The sequence below is a fragment of the Agrobacterium pusense genome (genome assembly GCF_900102105.1).
Classification (GTDB): domain Bacteria; phylum Pseudomonadota; class Alphaproteobacteria; order Rhizobiales; family Rhizobiaceae; genus Agrobacterium; species Agrobacterium pusense.
This window is the reverse complement of record NZ_FNBB01000011.1, coordinates 1-19755: the sequence shown is the minus strand read 5'-3', so window position 1 is coordinate 19755 and position 19755 is coordinate 1. Positions and strand designations below refer to the sequence as shown.

The following is a 19755-nucleotide window of genomic DNA, read 5'->3' as shown; positions in this document are numbered from 1 at the left end:
GTTACGGCGGGCTGGCGGCAAAGAAAAAGGCCCGTCGAAACGGGCCTTTCTTTCGGGGATGGGGATGGAGAACCCCATTTTCCCGGAATCAGGAGTGGTAAGCGGCTTCGCCGTGGGTGGCGAGGTCCAGACCTTCGCGCTCGGCTTCGACCGGGACGCGGAGCCCGACGATCACATCGACGATCTTGTAAAGGATCGCCGAGACGATGGCGCACCAGACGATGGTGATGGCGACGGCCACGAACTGCGTCCAGAGCTGCGAGGCGATGGAGAATTCGGGCTTGCCGGTGCCGCCGAGTAGCGGCGAGGTGAAGATGCCGGTGCCGAGTGCGCCGATGATGCCGCCGATGCCGTGAACGCCGAAGACGTCAGCGGTATCGTCGTAACCGAACTTGTTCTTCACCACGGAGACGAAGAAGTAGCAGATCGGCGAGACGATGAGGCCGAGAACGATGGCACCCATCGGGCCAACCGAGCCTGCAGCAGGTGTGACGGCAACGAGGCCGGCGATCATGCCCGAAGCGGCGCCCAGCATGGATGCCTTGCCACGGGTGAAGCTTTCAACCAGCGACCAGGAAACAATGGCGGCTGCGGTTGCGAGGAAGGTGTTCATGGTTGCGAGAACCGCACCACCCGATGCTTCGAGGTTGGAGCCGGCGTTGAAGCCGAACCAGCCGAACCACAGCATGGCTGCACCGACGAGTGTCAGTGTCATGGAGTGAGGAGCCATCATGTCCTTGCCGAAGCCGGTGCGCTTGCCGACCATGATCGCGCCGATCAGGCCTGCGATACCGGCATTGATGTGGACGACCGTGCCGCCGGCGAAGTCGAGAGCGCCCATGCCGAAGATCAGGCCGTTTGCGTCCCAGACCATATGGGCGACCGGGAAATACACGAAGGTGGCCCAAAGGATGGTGAAGAGGATGACGGCGGAGAACTTCACGCGTTCCGCGAAGGCACCGATGATCAGCGCCGGGGTGATGGCCGCAAAGGTCATCTGGAAGGCGATGAAGGTATATTCGTAGATCACGACGCCTTGCGAGAAGGTTGCCGAGGTGCTGTCAAGCGAAACGCCCGACAGGAACAGCTTGCCGAAGCCGCCGAAATAAGGGCCGGTGCCGCCGCCGAAGGCGAAAGAGTAACCGTAGATGACCCAGATGAGCATCATGACGGCGGTGATGACCGTGCACTGCATGAGAACGGAGAGCATGTTCTTCGTGCGGACAAGACCGCCGTAAAACAGCGCCAGGCCCGGGAGGATCATGAACAGCACGAGGATTGTGGCGACATACATGAAGGCTGTGTCGGCCTTTTCCGGAACAGGCGCTGCGGCTGCGGCCGGCGCTGCATCCTGGGCAAAGGCGATGGCCGGGGCCATCAGGGCCGTCGCTGTTGCGCCCAGCTTGCCGAGCGTCAAAAACTTGTTGAGTTGCATAGCTAGAAAACTCCCCTGTCAGCCGTGCTTCAAAGCGCTTCTGTGTTGGTTTCGCCGGTACGGATGCGCACGGCCTGTTCAATTGAGTAAACGAAGATCTTGCCGTCGCCGATCTGCCCGGTCTTTGCCGCAGATGCGATCGCTTCGACGGCCTTGTCCACGACGTCGGATGGAACAGCGATCTCGATCTTTAGCTTGGGAAGGAAGCTCACCGCATATTCCGTGCCGCGATAAATCTCGGTATGTCCCTTCTGGCGCCCGTAACCCTTTACTTCGGTCACGGTCAGGCCCTGGATGCCGACGCCGGTGAGTGCTTCGCGCACTTCATCCAGCTTGAACGGCTTGATAATGGCCATCACAATTTTCATCTGGTTTCCCATCCTTTGTTTGTCCTCGGCACGGAGCCGACTCTCCTGCCGCTGGCAGATCAGTAACAGCGACTGCGGACATACATTCAAAGGGCGTGCCAGTTTTGAGTGTGTAACTAACTTATTGAAATGTAATGTTTATATGACGGACGTCTGAAAAAGGGGCATTTGTCGGCGAATTTTGCGTCTATAAAATGTGCGATTTTTAGAAAACGCACTTTATTTAATCATTTGCCCTTTTGCGGATCAAACCTTCCTGCGCCACGGAGGCGACCAGTTCACCCTGTCTGGTGAAAATATTGCCACGGGTCAAACCGCGCGCGCCCGAGGCGCTGGGGCTGTCCTGTGTATAGAGCAGCCAGTCATCCAGCCGGCAGGGACGATGAAACCACATGGCGTGGTCCAGGCTTGCCACCTGGATCGAAGGATCGAAGATCGTCGTACCATGGGCATAGAGCGAGGTGTCCAGCAGCGTCATGTCGGAGAGATAGGCGAGAATGGCGGATTGCAGGCGCGGATCGTCAGGTACGCTTCCAACGGCACGGACCCAGATATCCTGCTGCGGCTCCAGCTTTTCTTTTGAGATGTAGTGGGTCAGCGAGACCGGCCTGATCTCGATCGGCCGCTTGTTGCTCCAGTAGTTGCGGATCGAAGCGGGCGCCTTTGCGAGGAAAGCCGCCTGCATCTGTTCCTCGCTCATCAGTTTTTCAGGCGGCGTCACATCAGGCATCCTGATCTGATGGGTAAAACCGTCCTCGAATATCTGGAACGACGCCGACATGGAAAAAATGGCTTTGCCGTGCTGGATGGCGACCACGCGACGGGTGCAGAAACTGGCGCCATCGCGGATACGCTCGACCTGGTAGACGATGGGCACCAGCGGGTCGCCGGGACGCATGAAATAGGCGTGCAACGAATGCACGAAGCGATCGTCATCCACGGTTCTTTGCGCGGCGATCAGGGCCTGTGCAATGACCTGACCACCAAAAACCCGTTGCCAGCCGATCTGCGGGCTTTCGCCCCGGTAAAGGTTCTCTTCCAGCTTCTCAAGATCGAGCGTGGCGATGAGATTTGCCATCGGGTCTGACGATTGCAAGGGATGCGACATTTTTTCGGCCTGCTCCGGCTGTAGGAAGACGTCACATGGTCTATAGTGCGCCGATGATGCGTGCACAAGATTTGAGGAGAAGCGCGATGCTGGACGTTGTGGTGGCAGGCGGCGGATATGTCGGTCTTTCCGTTGCTGTGGCAATCAATCAGGCGGCCCCGCATCTGAATGTGCAGGTAATTGAAGCCGCTCCTGAGGATGTCTGGGCGAAGGATGTTCGCGCGTCCGCCATTATCGCAGCGGCTACCCGCATGCTCGATGTTTTCGGCATCTGGAACGAGATCGAGCCGGAAGCCCAGCCGATCCACAAGATGATCGTTACCGATTCGAAAACCGCCGATCCGGTACGTCCCGTGTTCCTGACGTTTGACGGCGCGGTGGAAGAGGGCCGGCCCTTTGCCCATATGGTTCCAAACGTCGCTCTGGTAGGCGCGTTGCGGGGCCTTTGCGCACGCCTGGGCATAGAAATCCGCCACGGCCTCAGTGTTTCCGATTTTACAGCAGGACCGCAGTCGACGGCTATTCACCTTTCCGACGGATCGACGCTCGAAGCGCGATTGCTGATTGCCTGTGATGGTGTTCGCTCGGCTCTTCGGGATATGGCTGGCATCAAGACGGTGCACTGGGCTTACGATCAGTCAGGCATCGTGACGACCGTTGAGCATGAGCGACCGCACGAAGGCTGCGCCGAGGAGCATTTCCTGCCATCCGGACCCTTCGCCATTCTGCCGTTGAAGGGAAACCGGTCTTCGCTTGTCTGGACCGAACGCACCGCCGATGCCGACAGGCTTGTGGCCGCCGACGACCTGGTGTTCGAGGAGGAGCTTGAGCGCCGGTTCGGCCACAAGCTCGGCACGATCCGCCCTGTCGGTCCCCGGCGCGCCTTTCCGCTGGGTCTCACTTTGGCACGGTCCTTCGTCGCGTCGCGTTTCGCGCTCGCCGGTGATGCGGCCCACGGTATTCACCCGATCTCGGGTCAAGGCCTCAATCTCGGTTTCAAGGATGTGGCGGCTCTGGCCGAAACCGTGGTTGAAGCTGACCGTCTCGGCCTCGACATCGGCTCCCTCAATGTTCTGGAGCGGTATCAGTCCTGGCGCCGGTTCGACACCTTGCGGATGGGGGTGACCACGGATGTGCTGAACCGGCTGTTCTCCAATGATGTCGGTCCCATTCGCATCATGCGCGATTTCGGTCTCGGCGTGGTGGATCGTTTGCCGGGTCTCAAATCCTATTTCATTGGCCAGGCCGCCGGTACCACGGATGCAAATGCGCCGCGTTTGCTCACCGGTGAGGCACTCTGATCTCGGCTTGTGGAGCCGGCTTCGGAACGGCTTTTCGGGGATTGGCGCTTGACAGCCGATTCCCGGATTTTCCGACCGGCGGTTTTACCGTAATGCCGAATCCGGCCAAGGACTTATCCGGATTCATAATCTGGTAGAGGCCGTGACTTCGCCAACCAGATATTGCGGAGAACAAAAGCTGAATCACGAGGAGTCAGCGATTCGTATTCGATTCGTTCGCAGACTGTTCCGCAGCCGAATCGATTTCATTTTCGCCGGATTCTTTTTTCTTGTTCAACTATCTGAATCGAAATGGAAAATTTCGTTGACTGGTCGCCTTGTAGCACTTTGCGGGTGAGGCCTATTGCCTTTGTCGGCAGGCATTGCCATGTGTGGTGCGTGCGGCCCATACCGTTGATGTGGGTGGCACGCCAAGCAGATGAAGTCGATTCGCGGATAGTACGTTGAATTTTCGCCCCATGATCCTGAGCGGCCGCGGTGTCACGGCCGTTCTCGGCCCCACCAACACCGGCAAGACCCATTACGCGATTGAGCGTATGGTGGCGCATGGCAGCGGTGTCATCGGCCTGCCGCTGCGCCTTTTGGCGCGCGAGGTCTATACCCGTCTGGTCGAAAAGGTGGGGGCGCCCAATGTGGCGCTGATAACCGGCGAAGAAAAAATCTCACCCCCAAAAGCCAAGTATTCCGTTTGCACAGTGGAAGCCATGCCGCGCGAAACGACGGCCGCCTTCGTTGCAATCGATGAGGTGCAGCTGGCAGGCGATCTCGAACGCGGGCATATCTTTACCGACCGGGTTCTGCATCTGCGCGGTCGGGAGGAAACGCTGCTGCTGGGGGCGGGCACGATGCGCCCGATCCTCGAAAAGCTGCTGCCGGGAATTACCGTGGTGGAGCGACCGCGTCTGTCGCAGCTTTTTTATGCCGGCCAGAAGAAGATAACCCGCCTGCCGCAGCGCACGGCGATTGTCGCTTTTTCCGCCGATGAGGTCTATGCCATTGCCGAACTGGTGCGCCGCCAGCGGGGCGGCGCGGCCGTTGTGCTAGGCGCGCTTTCGCCCCGCACGCGCAATGCGCAGGTGGGTCTCTATCAGTCCGGCGATGTCGAATATCTGGTCGCGACGGACGCTATCGGCATGGGCCTTAACCTCGATGTCGATCACGTCGCTTTCGCGCAGGACCGAAAATTCGACGGTTATCAATTCCGCAATCTCAATCCGGGCGAAATCGGCCAGATCGCCGGCCGCGCCGGCCGCCATCTTCGTGACGGCACCTTCGGGGTGACAGGCCGTGTCGACCCGTTCGATGACGAACTGGTGGAGCGGATCGAGACGCATCAGTTCGATGCGGTGAAGGTGTTGCAGTGGCGGACGAAAAACTTCGATTTTTCCTCTATCGCCAATCTGCGTGCGAGCCTTGACGCTGCGCCGGCGATCCAGGGGCTTTCGCGCGCCCTGCCGGCCATCGACCAGCAGGCGCTGGAGTATCTGTCCCGTTATCCCGAAATTATCGACGTGACGACGACCGATGCACGGGTGGAAAAGCTCTGGGAGGCCTGCGCGCTTCCGGACTATCGCCGTATCGCCCCGGCGCAGCATGCGGATCTGATCTCCACGCTCTATTTCGACCTCGTCAAGCGCGGTACGGTGAACGAGGATTTCATGGCCGAACAGGTGCGTCGCGCCGACCGCACGGATGGAGAGATCGATACCTTGTCTGCGAGGATTGCGCAGATCAGAACATGGACTTATGTATCGAACCGCCCAGGATGGCTTGCCGATCCGACACACTGGCAAGAAAAGACTCGGGAAATCGAGGATCGATTGTCCGATGCGCTACATGAAAGGTTGACGAAACGCTTTGTTGATCGCAGGACATCTGTGCTCATGAGGCGCCTGAGAGAGAATGCGATGCTTGAAGCTGAAATCAGTGTAAATGGTGATGTCTTCGTAGAAGGTCATCACGTCGGCCAATTGGCCGGGTTCCGGTTCACGCCGGTGCCGGGAATGGAAGGGCCGGATCAGAAGGCCGTGCAGGCTGCGGCGCAGAAGGCGCTCGCGCTCGAATACGAGGCGCGTGCCGCGCGTCTGCACGCCAGTGGAAATGGCGATCTCGCTTTGAGCTCCGATGGTCTGGTTCGCTGGCTGGGCGAGCCGGTTGCCCGTCTTTCGGCCGGCGACAATATCATGAAGCCGCGGGTGATCCTGCTGGCCGACGAGCAGTTGAGCGGTAATGCCCGTGATCACGCGCTCGCGCGGATCGAGCGTTTCGTCAACCACCAGATCGCAACCGTGCTGAAACCGCTGGATGATATCTCCCGTGCGGAAGACCTTCAGGGTCTCGCAAAGGGTCTCGCTTTCCAGCTGGTTGAAAATCTCGGCGTGCTGTTCCGTCGTGACGTCGCGGAAGACGTGAAGTCGCTGGATCAGGACGCGCGTGCTTCCATGCGGCGTTACGGCGTGCGTTTCGGCGCCTATCATGTCTTTTTGCCTGCGCTCCTGAAGCCTGCTCCGGCAGAACTTGTGACGCTGCTCTGGGCCTTGAAGAATGATGGTCTTGGCAAGCCGGGTTATGGCGACCTTATTCCCGTGCTGGCTGCAGGCCGCACCTCGGTCGTTACGGATGCCAGCTTCGAGCGCATGTTCTACAAGCTTGCCGGTTTCCGTTTCCTCGGAAAGCGCGCGGTGCGTATCGACATTCTCGAGCGTCTGGCCGATCTCATCCGTCCGCTGCTGCAGTGGAAGCCCGGCCAGCAGCCGCGCCCCGAAGGCGCTTATGATGGCCGTCGTTTCACGACGACGACCGCGATGCTTTCCATTCTCGGCGCAACGCTCGATGACATGGAAGAAATCCTCAAGGGCCTCGGTTACCGTGCCGATCAGGTGACGGCGGAAGAGGCGCAGGCCTTCCTCGCCGGCCAGGCAGGCGCCACCGCGCCGGCTGCCCCGGAAACGACGGCGGGCGAAGAGGATAGCGCTGAGACCGAGCAGGACGAGCCGGCTTCCGAAGAGCAGGCCTCCGAAGCGGTTGCTGTTGTGGAAGGCGACGTTACCGAGGCGCCGGTCGCGGAAGCCGCCGGTGAAGAGGCTGCTGCAAATGAAGCGGCTCCGGCGGAAAGCGGTGAGGCCGCCGAGCCGAAGCCCGTGCTTCTGTGGCGTCCGGGTGGCCGCAATGAAAACCAGCGTGGTGAAAACCGTCGTCCCGGCAATCGTGGCCAGGGTCGTGAGCAGGCAGCGCGCGAGCAAGGCGAGCGACGCGGCGAAGGCCGCCGTGACAATCGCGACGGGGCAAACCGCGATGCAGCCAATCGTGGCGGCGAGGGCGAGCGCAAGCGTGACGGCGGCCGTCCCGATCGCGGCAACAACCGCAATAATGATCGTCATGATCGTGGCGAGCGCAAGGACAGGCCGGAGCGCAGCGACCGTGGCGGAAAGCCGCAGGGCCAGCAGCGTTTCGAGGCCAAGCCACCGCGCAAGGAAAAGCCGCTGGACCCGGATTCGCCTTTCGCAAAGCTCGCTGCCCTCAAGGAGCAGCTGAAGAAGTAAGCCTATGGGAAACAGCGAACAGCCACTGGAAAGCACGCGTCAGCGTCTGGACAAGTGGCTGTTCTTTGCCCGCATGGCTAAATCCCGTTCGCTCGCCCAGAGCTACGTTCAGTCGGGACAGGTGAAGATCAATGGCGTCGTCGTCCGCCAGCCCAGTCATGCGGTGAAGCACGGCGACAGGCTGGAAATAAGCTTCGAGCGGATGGACAGGGTCGTGGTGGTGAAGTCGGGCGGGACGCGGCGCGGCCCCTATGAAGAAGCCAGACTTCTCTATGACGATCAGACGCCGCCGAAGGAGCCTTCCGACAGGCTGACACTCCTTGAGCAGGCAATGCGCCAGCCGGGCAGCGGACGCCCGACGAAAAAGGAGCGCAGAGCGCTCGACAGGTTTCTGTCCGACAGCGACGGCAGTACAGATTAGAATAAACCTCCAAGTCAGCACCGTTTTTCAGAATTGTTTATCCTTGCTATCTGCAAGCAAAGGCATTACGTCACTTGCGAAATTGCCCTGTCTGAATTCCGGGCGACGGCTTGTGTTCCGAAGCCCAAAGACCCGGCCTGCATATTCTGGAGTTCATCATGACATATGTCGTGACCGACAATTGCATCCGCTGCAAATATACCGATTGCGTAGAGGTCTGCCCTGTCGACTGCTTTTACGAGGGCGAAAATTTCCTCGCCATCAATCCCGACGAATGCATCGACTGTGGTGTGTGCGAACCGGAATGTCCTGCCGAGGCCATCAAACCCGATACGGAGCCGGGTCTCGACAAGTGGCTGAAGCTCAATGCGGAATATGCCGCGATCTGGCCGAACATCACCATCAAGCGCGACCCGATGCCGGAAGCCAAGGAAATGGATGGTGTCGAAGGCAAGCTGGAGCTTTATTTCTCTGCTGAGCCCGGCAAGGGCGACTGACCGCAGATTTGCGACGGTCTCGCACTAACATTTGAAAAGCCCTCGTCTGCACGAGGGCTTTTGTTTATCCGCCGCGGCCGGATTGCAGCGTGGTGGATAATAGTGTCAGTAGGGCCACGCTTTCCTCCAGACTTTGGCGCTGGCGGCTTTGCAGGATGGCCGCCTGCAGTCGGTTCATCTCGCGCGCGATCGCCGCTGGCTGCCATGTGCGCAGCGCTCTTTCGATGACCGGTTTCCGGCGAAAATGGATATGACGTCCAAGCGTCTGCATGACCTGACCGGCCTGCTGCTTTTTCTCGTCCATCTCGGCGCGCATCTGATCGAGCAGCTGGAATTGCTTGAGGCACCCCTGAAGCACGAGGAAGATCGGCGTCTTGGAAGAAATGATCTTCTGGGTGGCATGGAAAAACGCGTTTCTGTCACCCTTCAGGATGGCGTCAACAGCGTCATCGGCTGAAACCGTACTGGCATCACCGATGATGGCCAGGACATCGTCTTCCTCGATTACCTCTGCGCCGCGGCAATAAAGTGCCAGCTTGCGGATTTCGTTTCGTGAAGCGATACGGTCGCCCCCCAGCGATTCGATAAGCCGTTGCCGCGCGGCAGGCGCGATACGCAAATTGTCGCCCGAAAGTTCCTGGTCTATCAACGCGTTCAGTGCGCGCGCATCGTCCGCGTAACAGGGAATGGCTGCGATGGATCGAGCCGGTTCCGCGATCTTGCGCAGCCCCGTGCCCTTCTTGATGTCACCTGCTTCGATGATGAGAAAGCTCGCTTCCGGCGGCGTTTCCGCCAGAATCTGGAGGGCATCCACCAACGCCTTTTCAGCTGACGCGCCCTTGACCCAGACAAGTTTCTCGCCGCCGAAAAGACCAATGGCGTTCACCTCGTCCAGCAAACGCCCCGGGTCGCCCTGGAGATCGGACGCAGTCAATTTCAGCGACGCAAAAGCGTCGTCGGGATCTATCCCCGTCTTTTTGGCGATGAGGGTTGCGCGTTCTGATACGAGACCGCGATCCGGCCCGTAGAGTACGAAAACGCGAAAGCGCTCCGCCGGATTCTCGGCGAAGCGCTCAAATTCATGGGACTTTATCTCCGCCACGGCCGCCGCTCTCAGCGGCCGAGGGTGGCGGCGATATCGGTGCGGATGATTTCGGCAAGTTCGCGCGCCGCACGGTTTTCGGCGTCGCGGGTCGCCCGGATCTTGGCGAATTCCTGCTGTGGCAGATCCACCTGCGCCGTCACGCTGCGGCGTGCGGAGCGCAGGATCTGACCGTCGGAAATGCGCGTCAGCACGTATTGGCCGCTCATGATGACACGGCCTGGATACGGCCCGTCGTAATTGTTGTTCGTCCGTGTGGTTAGGTCGTAATTCTGCACCTCTGTCGAGGAAGCGCTCGAGCTGACCGAAACCTTGACGTTATATTGCGCCGTCGTCGGCTGCCCAGCGCCGCCAGCCAGAAGGAAGATTAGCTGGTTGCGAACTTCCTGTCCAACTCTGCCGCCGATATCGGAGACGCTGACGGCCGCCAGCCTTTCCTTGGTCCCGGAAGCCTCGCCATAGAGCGGGCGCACCTGGCAGCCCGCCAGAAGACCAGCCATCATCACGACGGAAATTGCTGCCGCGACGCGGCTCCATCTCGAAAAAACGTCAGACAACAATGTTCACAATCCTCTGCGGAACCACGATGACTTTCTTGGGCTCGCCGCCGGCAAGAAGAGATTTGACGGCGTCCAGAGCAAGGGCAGCCGCGCGGACCGCATCTTGATCCGCATCGCGCGCGATTGTCAATTCACCGCGCTTTTTGCCATTGACCTGCACGGGCATGACCACGTCGTTTTCTTCGACCAGCGACGGCACGAAGGTTGGCCACGGCGTCTCAGCCACCAGGCCTTCATTGCCCAGCGCCGACCAGCATTCTTCCGCCAGGTGTGGCGTCATGGGGGCGATGATGCGGATCAGGATTTCGACGGCGTCACGCGCTGCTGCCTTGACGTCGTCGGACTTGCCGCCCGCAGCGACATCCGCAAGCGGACCGGCGAGCGCGTTGACCAGTTCATAGATGCGGGCAATGGCCTTGTTGAAGGCGAGCTTGTCCAGATCTTCCTGAACAGCCTTCAGCGTCTTGTGGGCCGCCTTGGAGGCCGCCAGCCCTTCACCCTCGGCTGCAGGCTTCGGCCTGACGGATTTCAGCTCTTCGGCAGCTTCACCGATGATGCGCCAGACGCGTTGTACGAAGCGGTTCGCGCCCTCGACGCCCGATTCGGACCAAATCACATCACGATCCGGCGGCGAGTCCGACAGGACGAAAAAGCGTGCGGTATCGGCGCCGTACGATGCGATGATATCATCGGGATCGACCACGTTCTTTTTCGACTTCGACATCTTCTCGATCGAGCCGATCTTCACCTCTTCGCCGGATGACAGCAGGAAGGCGCGGCGTGTGCCGTCGGTTTCCTCAATCCGCAGATCTGCAGGTGGCACCCATTCGCGTGCAGTGCCTTCACCACGGCTGTAGGTCTCATGAACCACCATGCCCTGGGTGAACAGGCCCTTGAAGGGTTCCTTGACATCGACATGGCCTGTTTCGCGCATCGCACGGGTGAAGAAGCGCGAATAGAGCAGGTGCAGGATCGCGTGCTCGATGCCGCCGATATACTGATCCACAGGCAGCCAATGATTGGCGACCTTCGGATCGGTCGGTGCATCTTCCCAGGGTGCCGTGAAGCGCGTGTAATACCAGCTGGAATCGACGAAGGTGTCCATCGTGTCGGTTTCACGACGCGCGTCATGGCCGCATTGCGGGCAGGCGACGTGACGCCAGGTCGGATGCCGGTCCAGCGGGTTGCCGGGCACGTCGAAGGTCACATCGTCGGGCAGCTTGACGGGCAGGTCCTTTTTCGGGACCGGCACGACGCCGCAGACTTCGCAATGAATGACCGGGATCGGGCAGCCCCAGTAACGCTGACGGGAAATGCCCCAGTCGCGCAGACGGAAATTGACCTTGCGCTCGGCCTGAGGCGCGTTGCCCAGCGTCTGCGCAGACAGCTTCTGCACGACTGCCTCGAAGGCATCCGTCGTTTTCATGCCATTCAGGAAGCCGGAGTTAATCATCACGCCGTCGTCGGTGTAGGCGGTGTCATCGACCGTGAAGCTTTCCGCATCCGGGCCCTCAGGGGCGACGACCGCCACGACCGGCAGGCCGTATTTGCGGGCGAAGTCCAGGTCGCGCTGGTCGCCGGAAGGGCAACCGAAGATCGCGCCCGTACCGTAATCCATCAACACGAAGTTGGCGACATAGACTGGCAGTTCCCAGGTCGGATCCAGCGGATGGACGACCTTGACGCCGGTATCGATGCCCTTCTTTTCAGCCGTTTCCAGCGCGGCCAGAGACGTGCCATGGCGGCGGCATTCATCGCAGAATTCGGCGATCGCAGGATTTTTTTCCGACAGTTCTTTCGCCAGCGGGTGGTGGGCTGCAATGGCCAGGAACGAGGCGCCGAACAGCGTGTCGGGGCGTGTGGTGTAAACCGTGATGTCAGAGAAGCCTTCCGGTGCCGTGTCAGCAACAGTCTGCCAGCGCAGCGACAGGCCTTCGGAACGGCCGATCCAGTTCTTCTGCATCAGGCGCACTTTTTCGGGCCATTGGTCGAGCGTGTCCAGCTCGTCCAGCAGGTCCTGGCTGAAATCGGTGATGCGGAAGAACCATTGCGTCAGCTCGCGTTGTTCGACCAGCGCACCGGAGCGCCAGCCGCGGCCGTCGATGACCTGCTCGTTGGCCAGAACGGTATGGTCGACCGGGTCCCAATTGACCTTCGACTGCTTGCGGTAGACCAGACCCTTTTCCATGAAGTCGACGAACAGCGCCTGCTGGCGATGATAATATTCCACGTCGCAGGTCGCGAATTCGCGTGTCCAGTCCAGGGACAGGCCCATGGATTTCAGCTGACCGCGCATGGTGGCGATGTTCTGGTAGGTCCAGTCCTTGGGATGAACCTTGTTCTGCATGGCCGCATTTTCGGCCGGCATGCCGAAGGCGTCCCAACCCATCGGGTGCAGGACGTTGAAACCGCGGGCGCGCTTGTAGCGGGCGACGACGTCGCCCATGGCATAGTTGCGGACATGGCCCATGTGGATGCGACCCGACGGATAGGGAAACATCTCCAGAACGTAATATTTCTCACGCGGATCGCTGTTGTCTGTCACGAAGACCTTGTCTTCGTTCCATTTTTGCTGCCAGCGCGGCTCGGCGTCGCGAGGATTGTAACGTTCGATGGCCATTGTCTAAAATTCCGGGTATCGAGGGGAAAAATGTGCGCTGACCTTCACCATGAAACGACCGGGGCGTCAAGTTTGGCGGGGCGTTCGGACGTTCAATCTTGGCCAGCGTGCCTCAAATGGTGCTAAAGCCGCTTGGCATCAAGGCGATCGGCGTCTAGTTAGCGGTTCGAACGGTTAAAAAAGGTCTTGTGATGGAAATCGAAGCACGTCTTCAGGATGTCAGGCAGCGCATTGCGGATGTGGCGGAAAAATCCGGCCGCAAGGCGGCAGATGTTGCCCTCGTCGCGGTATCGAAGACCTTCGAAGCGGAGGCGATCCAGCCGGTCATCGATGCTGGCCAGCGCGTGTTCGGAGAGAACCGCGTGCAGGAAGCGCAGGGTAAGTGGCCGGCGCTGAAAGAGAAGACTGATGGCATAGAGCTGCATCTGATCGGCCCGTTGCAGTCCAACAAGGCTGCGGACGCCGTGGCATTGTTTGATGTCGTCGAAAGCGTCGACCGCGAAAAGATCGCCCGCGCGCTTGCCGAGGAATGCGGTAAACAGGGCCGCAGCCTTCGTTTTTATGTGCAGGTCAATACCGGGCTCGAGCCGCAAAAGGCGGGCATCGATCCGCGTGAGACCATCGCTTTCGTGGCCCTTTGCCGGGATGAGCTGAAATTGGCTGTCGAGGGGCTGATGTGCATTCCGCCGGCAGATGAAAATCCCGGTCCGCATTTTGCGCTGCTGGTGAAGCTTGCCAAGCAATGTGGCCTAGAAAAACTCTCCATGGGCATGTCCGGGGATTTCGAAACGGCTATCGAATTCGGCGCGACCAGTGTTCGTGTGGGCTCGGCGATCTTCGGCACGCGATAAGGCCATAAACAAAAAACCCGGCACTCAGGCCGGGTTTCGAGCATTCGAAAACGTCGATCAGTACTGATCGTCCTCGTCTTCATCCTTCTGCGTGGATTTCAGCGAGGAGAGCTTCTTGAAGACTGCATCGGCGTCGATCTGTTCGTCTTCTTCGCGCTGGAAGTTGTAATCCAGACCTTCCGTTGCCGTCGCCGGCTGCAGTGTATTGTCCAGTTCTTCGGCGGACGGCAGCGGACGGCCACGCGAGGCGCGTTCAACTTCGAGGTCGAGATCGATCTGGCTGCAGAGGCCGAGCGTGACCGGGTCCATCGGCGTCAGGTTTGCCGAGTTCCAGTGGGTGCGGTCGCGGATTTGCTCAATGGTCGACTTCGTGGTGCCGACGAGACGCGAAATCTGCGCATCCTTCAGTTCCGGGTGGTTGCGAACGAGCCAGAGAATGGCGTTCGGACGGTCCTGACGCTTGGAAACCGGTGTGTAACGCGGACCGCGACGCTTGGATTCGGGCACGCGCACCTTTGGCTCGGAAAGCTTCAGCTTATGGTTCGGATTGGCTTCAGCGCGGGCAATCTCGTCGCGGGAAAGCTGTCCGGTGGCGATCGGGTCGAGGCCCTTGATGCCCTGCGCGGCTTCACCGTCGGCAATTGCCTTGACTTCAAGCGGGTGCAGTTTGCAGAACGTGGCGATCTGATCGAACGACAGCGCGGTGTTGTCAACCAGCCATACAGCCGTTGCCTTTGGCATGAGCAATTGTTGAGCCATAGATACAGTCCTTCTGTCCGTCCGCGCCGGTGTCGCGGGCGTGGTATCAACCACTGATTTCCGGGATATTGCCGCTCTATAACCGGATTGCATCATAATTGCAATTCTTTGCGAAACAAATGACCTTTGTCTAATTGCCGTGCGCAATTGACCTGCTATGAATTCAACACATGCCTGAGGTGGGAGTCTCGGGCCGCGTCAGAAGCCATACCCGGTTCCAGGAGGAGTTCATGTCTGCCAAAATCTACCCGGTGCTCAAGTCGGCGAAAGCCCGCACGCTCATCGACAATGAGCGTTACCAGAAATGGTACCAGGAGAGCGTCGAGGATCCAGAAAAATTCTGGGACAAGCATGGCCGTCGGATCGACTGGTTCAAGCCTTACACCAAGGTCAAGAATACGTCCTTCAAGGGCAGGGTGCCAATCAAGTGGTTCGAGGACGGCCTCACCAACGTCTCCTACAACTGTATTGACCGGCATCTGAAGACGCATGGCGAGCGCACGGCGATCATCTGGGAAGGTGACAACCCCTATATCGACAAGAAGATCACCTATAACCAGCTTTATGATTATGTCTGCCGTCTGGCGAATGTGCTGAAGAAGCACGGCGTCAAGAAGGGCGACCGCGTCACCATCTATATGCCGATGATACCGGAGGCAGCCTATGCGATGCTCGCCTGTGCGCGCATCGGGGCGATCCATTCGGTCGTCTTCGGCGGCTTCTCGCCGGAAGCGCTGGCGGGCCGCATCGTTGACTGCCAGTCTACCTTCGTCATTACCTGCGATGAAGGGGTGCGCGGCGGCAAGCCGATACCGCTGAAAGAAAATACCGACAAGGCGATCGATATCGCCGCCAAGCAATACGTCATTGTCAACAAGGTTCTTGTCGTTCGCCGAACCGGCGGCAAGACCGGCTGGGCGCCGGGCCGCGACATCTGGTACCACCAGGAAATCGCCACGGTGAAACCGGATTGCCCGCCTGTGAAGATGCGCGCGGAAGATCCGCTGTTCATCCTCTATACGTCGGGCTCTACCGGCAAGCCAAAGGGCGTGCTGCACACCACGGGCGGCTACCTCGTCTATACGTCGATGACGCATGAATATGTCTTCGATTACAAGGATGGCGAGGTCTACTGGTGTACGGCCGATGTCGGCTGGGTCACGGGACATTCTTATATAGTCTATGGACCGCTGGCCAATTGCGCGACGACGCTGATGTTCGAAGGTGTTCCCAATTTTCCGGATCAGGGCCGTTTCTGGGAAGTCATCGACAAGCACAAGGTCAATATTTTCTATACGGCGCCGACAGCGCTCAGATCGCTGATGGGTGCGGGTGACCAGTTCGTCCAGCGCTCGTCGCGCTCCAGCATCCGTCTTCTCGGCACCGTGGGCGAGCCGATCAACCCGGAAGCATGGGAGTGGTATTACCATGTGGTCGGTGAGGACAAGAGTCCGATCGTCGATACATGGTGGCAGACGGAAACCGGCGGCATTCTCATCTCGCCGCTGCCGGGTGCGACCGATCTGAAACCCGGCTCGGCGACAAGGCCGTTCTTCGGTGTGCAGCCGCAGCTTGTCGATGCCGAAGGCAATGTGCTGGAAGGGCCGGCGGACGGCAATCTCTGCATCATCGACAGCTGGCCGGGCCAGTCGCGCTCCGTCTATGGCGATCATCAGCGCTTCATCGACACCTACTTCTCCACCTACAAGGGCAAGTATTTCACCGGTGATGGCTGCCGGCGCGATGAGGATGGTTATTACTGGATCACCGGCCGCGTCGATGACGTGCTGAACGTTTCCGGTCATCGTCTCGGCACGGCCGAGGTGGAATCGGCGCTGGTGTCGCATCATCAGGTTTCGGAAGCGGCCGTGGTGGGTTATCCGCATCCGATCAAGGGGCAGGGCATCTATTGTTATGTCACGCTGATGGCGGGGCAGAACGGCGACTATGCGCTGCGCGAAGAGCTGGTAAAACACGTGCGCAACGAGATCGGACCGGTTGCGACACCCGATAAGATCCAGTTCGCGCCCGGCCTGCCGAAGACCCGTTCCGGCAAGATCATGCGGCGCATCCTGCGCAAGATCGCCGAGGATGATTTTGGTGCGCTGGGAGATACGTCGACGCTCGCTGATCCTGCTGTCGTCGAGGACCTCATCGCCAACCGGCAAAACCGCACGGCGTGAACTGAGAGGCTGCTTCGGCAGCCTTTTTCTATTGACTGTCCTCACAAACAAAAACACCCGGAGGCGAACCTCCGGGTGTTTTTCATCGTAGGCTGTAAGGTTTACTGGCCGCGGATCTTCTTGAGGTCAGCCAGAACGGCGTCAACGACGTCGGCGCCGATTTCAGCCTTGTGCTTTTCGTAAACGACCATCGACTTTTCGCGGATACGCGCCTGCTCTTCGGCAGACAGCGAGTTCACCTCGAGGCCGGCAGCCTTGATCTTTTCCAGCGACTTCTGGTTCAGTTCGCGGATGACCTTGCGCTCTTCGTCGCGACCCACGACTGCGCATTCGCGCAGGGCTGCCTGTTCTTCCGGCGTGTAGCTGTCGAAGATCGGCTTGGAGAAGAGGAAGAGGAACGGCGTGTAGGCGTGGTTCGTCTCCGTGATGTACTTCTGCACTTCGTAGAACTTCGAGGTGTCGATCGTCACATAGGGGTTCTCCTGGGCATCGATCGCGTTGGTCTCAAGCGCCGAGAAGACTTCGCCGAAAGCCATCGGCGTAGCGTTTGCACCGAGGTTCTGGAAGGTGTCGAGGAAGATGTTGTTCTGCATCACGCGGACCTTGAGGCCCGAGAAATCTTCCCACTTGTTGACGGCATGCTTGGAGTTCGACAGGTTGCGGAAGCCGTTTTCCCAGTAAGCGAGGTTTACGAGGCCCTGTTCTTCCAGCTTCTTGTTCATCATGTCGCCGAAGGCGCCGTCCATGACGGCATCGGCTTCCTTGGCATTGGCGAAGAGGAATGGCAGGTCGAAGACGCCAAGCGACGGGATGAGACCGACGAGCGGCGAGGACGACGTGACGACCGCTTCCTGAACGCCGGAGCGCAGGGCCTGTGTCGCCTGAAGGTCACCGCCGAGAGCGCCACCCCAGAATGCCGTCAGTTTCAGCTTGCCGCCGGACTTGTCGTCGAGGCAGGCCTGCATGGCCTTGATGCCGTTGCCGACGGGATGATCCTGGTTGATACCGTTCGAAACGCGGATGTTGCGGCTGTTGAATTCGGCCATTGCCGGCGCTGCCGCGCCAACTGCGAAGGCGATTGCCGTGGTGGTCAGAAGAAGCTTTCTCATAATATCCTCCCTTGGATTGTGGTCGAGAAAAAGTTTCACTTAACGTAGGTACTGCAGAGGCACGAGGACGATGTCCGGGAAAATCACCAGCAGCGCCAGCACGATGGTTTCGGCGACGAGGAAGGGCCAGACACCGATCGTGACCTTGCCGAGCGGGATGCGGCCGACGCCGCTGACGACGTTCAGCACCACGCCAACCGGCGGGGTAATCAGGCCGATGGCGTTGTTGATGATGAAGAGAACACCGAAATAGACCGGGTCGATGCCCGCCTGCTTGATGATGGGCATCAGAACTGGCGTCAGGATCAGGATGGTCGGCGTCAGGTCAAGCGCGGTGCCGACGACGAAGACCAGCACCATGATTACAGCCATCAGCAGCATCGGACGGTCGATCAGCGGCTCGATGTAACCGGCAACTTCGTTCGGAATGTTCGCAGCTGTGATAAGCCATGCGGAGACGAGGGCCGCGCAGACCAGGAACATGATGATCGAGGTGCTCTTGGCGGCGCGCAGGAGCACGTGGAACAGGTCCGCCGGCTTCAGTTCGCGGTAGATCACCATGCCGACGAAAAGCGCATAGGCGGCAGCCACGACGGCGGCTTCCGTCGGCGTCATGATGCCGGCCTTGATACCGCCGAGGATGATGACGGGCATGCCGAGCGCCCAGCCGGCGCGGGCCGTGGCTGTAACGCGTTCCTTGGCCGTGGTTTTCGGCAGCGGCTTGACGTTATCCTTGCGCACCACGATCAGCCAGGCGACGATCAGTGAGATGCCCATCAGAATACCGGGTACGATACCGGCAAGGAAAAGCTGGGTGATCGAAACGTTAGCGGCGACACCGAAGACGATGAACGCCATGGACGGTGGAATGACCGGGGCGATGATACCGCCGGCTGCGATCAGGCCGCCGGAGCGCGGAATATTGTAACCGGCCTTCGCCATCATCGGGATGAGGATTGCGGCGAGGGCTGCGGTATCGGCTGCGGCCGAACCGGAGATGCTGGCCATGATGATGGCAGCGACGATGGCCACGATGCCGAGGCCGCCCCTGATGTGGCCGACCAGCGCGATCGCAAAGTCGATGATGCGGCGGGACAGGCCGCCGGAATTCATCAGTTCGCCAGCGAGGATGAAGAAGGGGATGGCAAGCAGGGTGAAGGTGTCTGCGCCCGAGATCATGTTCTGCGCGATGATAGCGGTGTTGAACATGCCCATGTACCACATGAGCACGACGCCACAGAACATCAGCGAGAAAGCGACGGGAACGCCAATCGCCATGGCTCCCAGAAGAGAGCCGACAAAAACGAAAAGTGTCATGGTATCAGCGCTCCGAAAGCTGTTCGATCGTCAGGTTCTCGCCCGCAAACTGGGCGATTTCGTCTTCCGTCACGCGGCCCGTCAGAAGGCGGTACAGGCGTTCCAGCGCGATGACGAACATCAGGCCGCCGGTGAACATGCCGATGCCATAGACCCAGATCATGGAGAGCTTGGTGACCGGGGCGTGCATGCTGGCGTTGATGCCGGACTGTTTCCAGGTGCCCCAGAAGAAGATGGCGGAACAGGCCAGGATGATGATGTTCGAGATGATCATGCAGACGATGCGGGCGCGGCGCGACAGAAACATCACGAGCGTTTCAATGCCCATATGGCTGTTCTCGCGGAAGGTCAGTACCGCGCCGAGGAAGGTCAGCCACACGAAGAAGTAGCGTGACAGCTCTTCCGAGACATTGATGCCGGAATTCATCGTGTAACGCATGACGACGTTGACGAAGACCATGATCGACATGCCGGCAAGCAGCGCGACGAGAATGATTTCGAGAATCCGGTAAAAGAGATTGATGGTCTTTTGCATTTTCCCCTCCCGAAGAAATATCTAGAGCAGCCCTCGTTTCGCCAGGT

Annotated in this window: 16 protein-coding genes; 6 read left to right on the top strand and 10 right to left on the bottom strand. The window is 59.5% G+C overall.

The window, feature by feature from the left end:
• Positions 1-88: 88 nt before the first annotated feature.
• From BLU28_RS20675 to tesB, 3 genes are all read right to left on the bottom strand, one after another.
• Positions 89-1435: an ammonium transporter gene (locus tag BLU28_RS20675; protein ID WP_004444059.1), complete on the bottom strand. Its 1347-nt coding sequence runs from the start codon at positions 1433-1435 to the stop codon at positions 89-91.
• Between the two features lie 29 nt (positions 1436-1464).
• Positions 1465-1815: a P-II family nitrogen regulator gene (locus tag BLU28_RS20670; protein WP_004444057.1), complete on the bottom strand. Its 351-nt coding sequence runs from the start codon at positions 1813-1815 to the stop codon at positions 1465-1467.
• Positions 1816-2026: 211 nt separating this feature from the next.
• Positions 2027-2911, bottom strand: coding sequence for an acyl-CoA thioesterase II (tesB, locus tag BLU28_RS20665; protein WP_004444049.1), 885 nt, complete (start codon positions 2909-2911; stop codon positions 2027-2029).
• Here tesB and BLU28_RS20660 point away from each other — a divergent pair.
• From BLU28_RS20660 to fdxA, 4 genes are all read left to right on the top strand, one after another.
• Positions 2875-4212, top strand: a complete 1338-nt coding sequence (locus tag BLU28_RS20660; protein ID WP_376779245.1) for a ubiquinone biosynthesis hydroxylase — start codon at positions 2875-2877, stop codon at positions 4210-4212. The genes tesB and BLU28_RS20660 overlap by 37 nt on opposite strands.
• A 458-nt stretch (positions 4213-4670) precedes the next feature.
• Positions 4671-7754 (top strand): helicase-related protein, encoded by a 3084-nt coding sequence (locus BLU28_RS20650; protein WP_077987129.1) that lies wholly within the window; start codon positions 4671-4673, stop codon positions 7752-7754.
• A gap of 4 nt (positions 7755-7758) precedes the next feature.
• The gene (locus BLU28_RS20645; RefSeq protein WP_077987128.1) at positions 7759-8175 is read left to right on the top strand and encodes an RNA-binding S4 domain-containing protein; all 417 of its coding nucleotides are present in this window, start codon (positions 7759-7761) and stop codon (positions 8173-8175) included.
• A gap of 158 nt (positions 8176-8333) precedes the next feature.
• Positions 8334-8672, top strand: a complete 339-nt coding sequence (fdxA, locus tag BLU28_RS20640; protein WP_004444038.1) for a ferredoxin FdxA — start codon at positions 8334-8336, stop codon at positions 8670-8672.
• 64 nt (positions 8673-8736) lie between these two features.
• Here fdxA and holA read toward each other — a convergent pair whose 3' ends face one another.
• From holA to leuS, 3 genes are read right to left on the bottom strand one after another with little or no spacing between them, the layout of a single operon-like run.
• On the bottom strand, positions 8737-9774 hold the full coding sequence (holA, locus tag BLU28_RS20635; protein WP_004444036.1) for a DNA polymerase III subunit delta: 1038 nt from the start codon (positions 9772-9774) through the stop codon (positions 8737-8739).
• Positions 9775-9785: 11 nt separating this feature from the next.
• Positions 9786-10331, bottom strand: coding sequence for an LPS assembly lipoprotein LptE (lptE, locus tag BLU28_RS20630; RefSeq protein WP_006698300.1), 546 nt, complete (start codon positions 10329-10331; stop codon positions 9786-9788).
• The gene (leuS, locus tag BLU28_RS20625) at positions 10324-12954 is read right to left on the bottom strand and encodes a leucine--tRNA ligase (protein WP_077987127.1); all 2631 of its coding nucleotides are present in this window, start codon (positions 12952-12954) and stop codon (positions 10324-10326) included. Before leuS ends, lptE begins: the two co-directional genes overlap by 8 nt.
• 191 nt (positions 12955-13145) lie before the next feature.
• On the opposite strand from leuS, the gene BLU28_RS20620 reads away from it, so the two are divergent.
• Positions 13146-13805 (top strand): YggS family pyridoxal phosphate-dependent enzyme, encoded by a 660-nt coding sequence (locus BLU28_RS20620; RefSeq protein WP_045533431.1) that lies wholly within the window; start codon positions 13146-13148, stop codon positions 13803-13805.
• Between the two features lie 57 nt (positions 13806-13862).
• Here BLU28_RS20620 and BLU28_RS20615 read toward each other — a convergent pair whose 3' ends face one another.
• Positions 13863-14564 (bottom strand): DUF1013 domain-containing protein, encoded by a 702-nt coding sequence (locus BLU28_RS20615; protein WP_045533429.1) that lies wholly within the window; start codon positions 14562-14564, stop codon positions 13863-13865.
• A 230-nt stretch (positions 14565-14794) separates the two neighbouring features.
• Between BLU28_RS20615 and acs the strand changes: the two genes are divergently transcribed.
• Positions 14795-16747 (top strand): acetate--CoA ligase, encoded by a 1953-nt coding sequence (acs, locus tag BLU28_RS20610; RefSeq protein ID WP_004444026.1) that lies wholly within the window; start codon positions 14795-14797, stop codon positions 16745-16747.
• A gap of 101 nt (positions 16748-16848) precedes the next feature.
• On the opposite strand, the gene BLU28_RS20605 is transcribed toward acs, so the two are convergent.
• From BLU28_RS20605 to BLU28_RS20595, 3 genes are read right to left on the bottom strand one after another with little or no spacing between them, the layout of a single operon-like run.
• Positions 16849-17856, bottom strand: a complete 1008-nt coding sequence (locus BLU28_RS20605; RefSeq protein WP_004444024.1) for a TRAP transporter substrate-binding protein — start codon at positions 17854-17856, stop codon at positions 16849-16851.
• Positions 17857-17895: 39 nt separating this feature from the next.
• Positions 17896-19173, bottom strand: a complete 1278-nt coding sequence (locus BLU28_RS20600) for a TRAP transporter large permease (RefSeq protein WP_045533426.1) — start codon at positions 19171-19173, stop codon at positions 17896-17898.
• Positions 19174-19177: 4 nt separating this feature from the next.
• Positions 19178-19708, bottom strand: coding sequence for a TRAP transporter small permease (locus BLU28_RS20595; protein ID WP_004444021.1), 531 nt, complete (start codon positions 19706-19708; stop codon positions 19178-19180).
• Positions 19709-19755 lie beyond the last annotated feature (47 nt).

Excerpts from the sequence above, each read along its gene's own strand:
- BLU28_RS20675 (WP_004444059.1), bottom strand. The coding sequence starts at position 1,435 with ATGCAACTCAACAAGTTTTTGACGCTCGGCAAGCTGGGCGCAACAGCG.
- BLU28_RS20670 (WP_004444057.1), bottom strand. The coding sequence starts at position 1,815 with ATGGGAAACCAGATGAAAATTGTGATGGCCATTATCAAGCCGTTCAAG.
- tesB (WP_004444049.1), bottom strand. The coding sequence starts at position 2,911 with ATGTCGCATCCCTTGCAATCGTCAGACCCGATGGCAAATCTCATCGCC.
- BLU28_RS20650 (WP_077987129.1), top strand. The coding sequence starts at position 4,671 with ATGATCCTGAGCGGCCGCGGTGTCACGGCCGTTCTCGGCCCCACCAAC.
- BLU28_RS20645 (WP_077987128.1), top strand. The coding sequence starts at position 7,759 with ATGGGAAACAGCGAACAGCCACTGGAAAGCACGCGTCAGCGTCTGGAC.
- fdxA (WP_004444038.1), top strand. The coding sequence starts at position 8,334 with ATGACATATGTCGTGACCGACAATTGCATCCGCTGCAAATATACCGAT.
- leuS (WP_077987127.1), bottom strand. The coding sequence starts at position 12,954 with ATGGCCATCGAACGTTACAATCCTCGCGACGCCGAGCCGCGCTGGCAG.
- BLU28_RS20620 (WP_045533431.1), top strand. The coding sequence starts at position 13,146 with ATGGAAATCGAAGCACGTCTTCAGGATGTCAGGCAGCGCATTGCGGAT.
- BLU28_RS20615 (WP_045533429.1), bottom strand. The coding sequence starts at position 14,564 with ATGGCTCAACAATTGCTCATGCCAAAGGCAACGGCTGTATGGCTGGTT.
- acs (WP_004444026.1), top strand. The coding sequence starts at position 14,795 with ATGTCTGCCAAAATCTACCCGGTGCTCAAGTCGGCGAAAGCCCGCACG.
- BLU28_RS20605 (WP_004444024.1), bottom strand. The coding sequence starts at position 17,856 with ATGAGAAAGCTTCTTCTGACCACCACGGCAATCGCCTTCGCAGTTGGC.
- BLU28_RS20600 (WP_045533426.1), bottom strand. The coding sequence starts at position 19,173 with ATGACACTTTTCGTTTTTGTCGGCTCTCTTCTGGGAGCCATGGCGATT.
- BLU28_RS20595 (WP_004444021.1), bottom strand. The coding sequence starts at position 19,708 with ATGCAAAAGACCATCAATCTCTTTTACCGGATTCTCGAAATCATTCTC.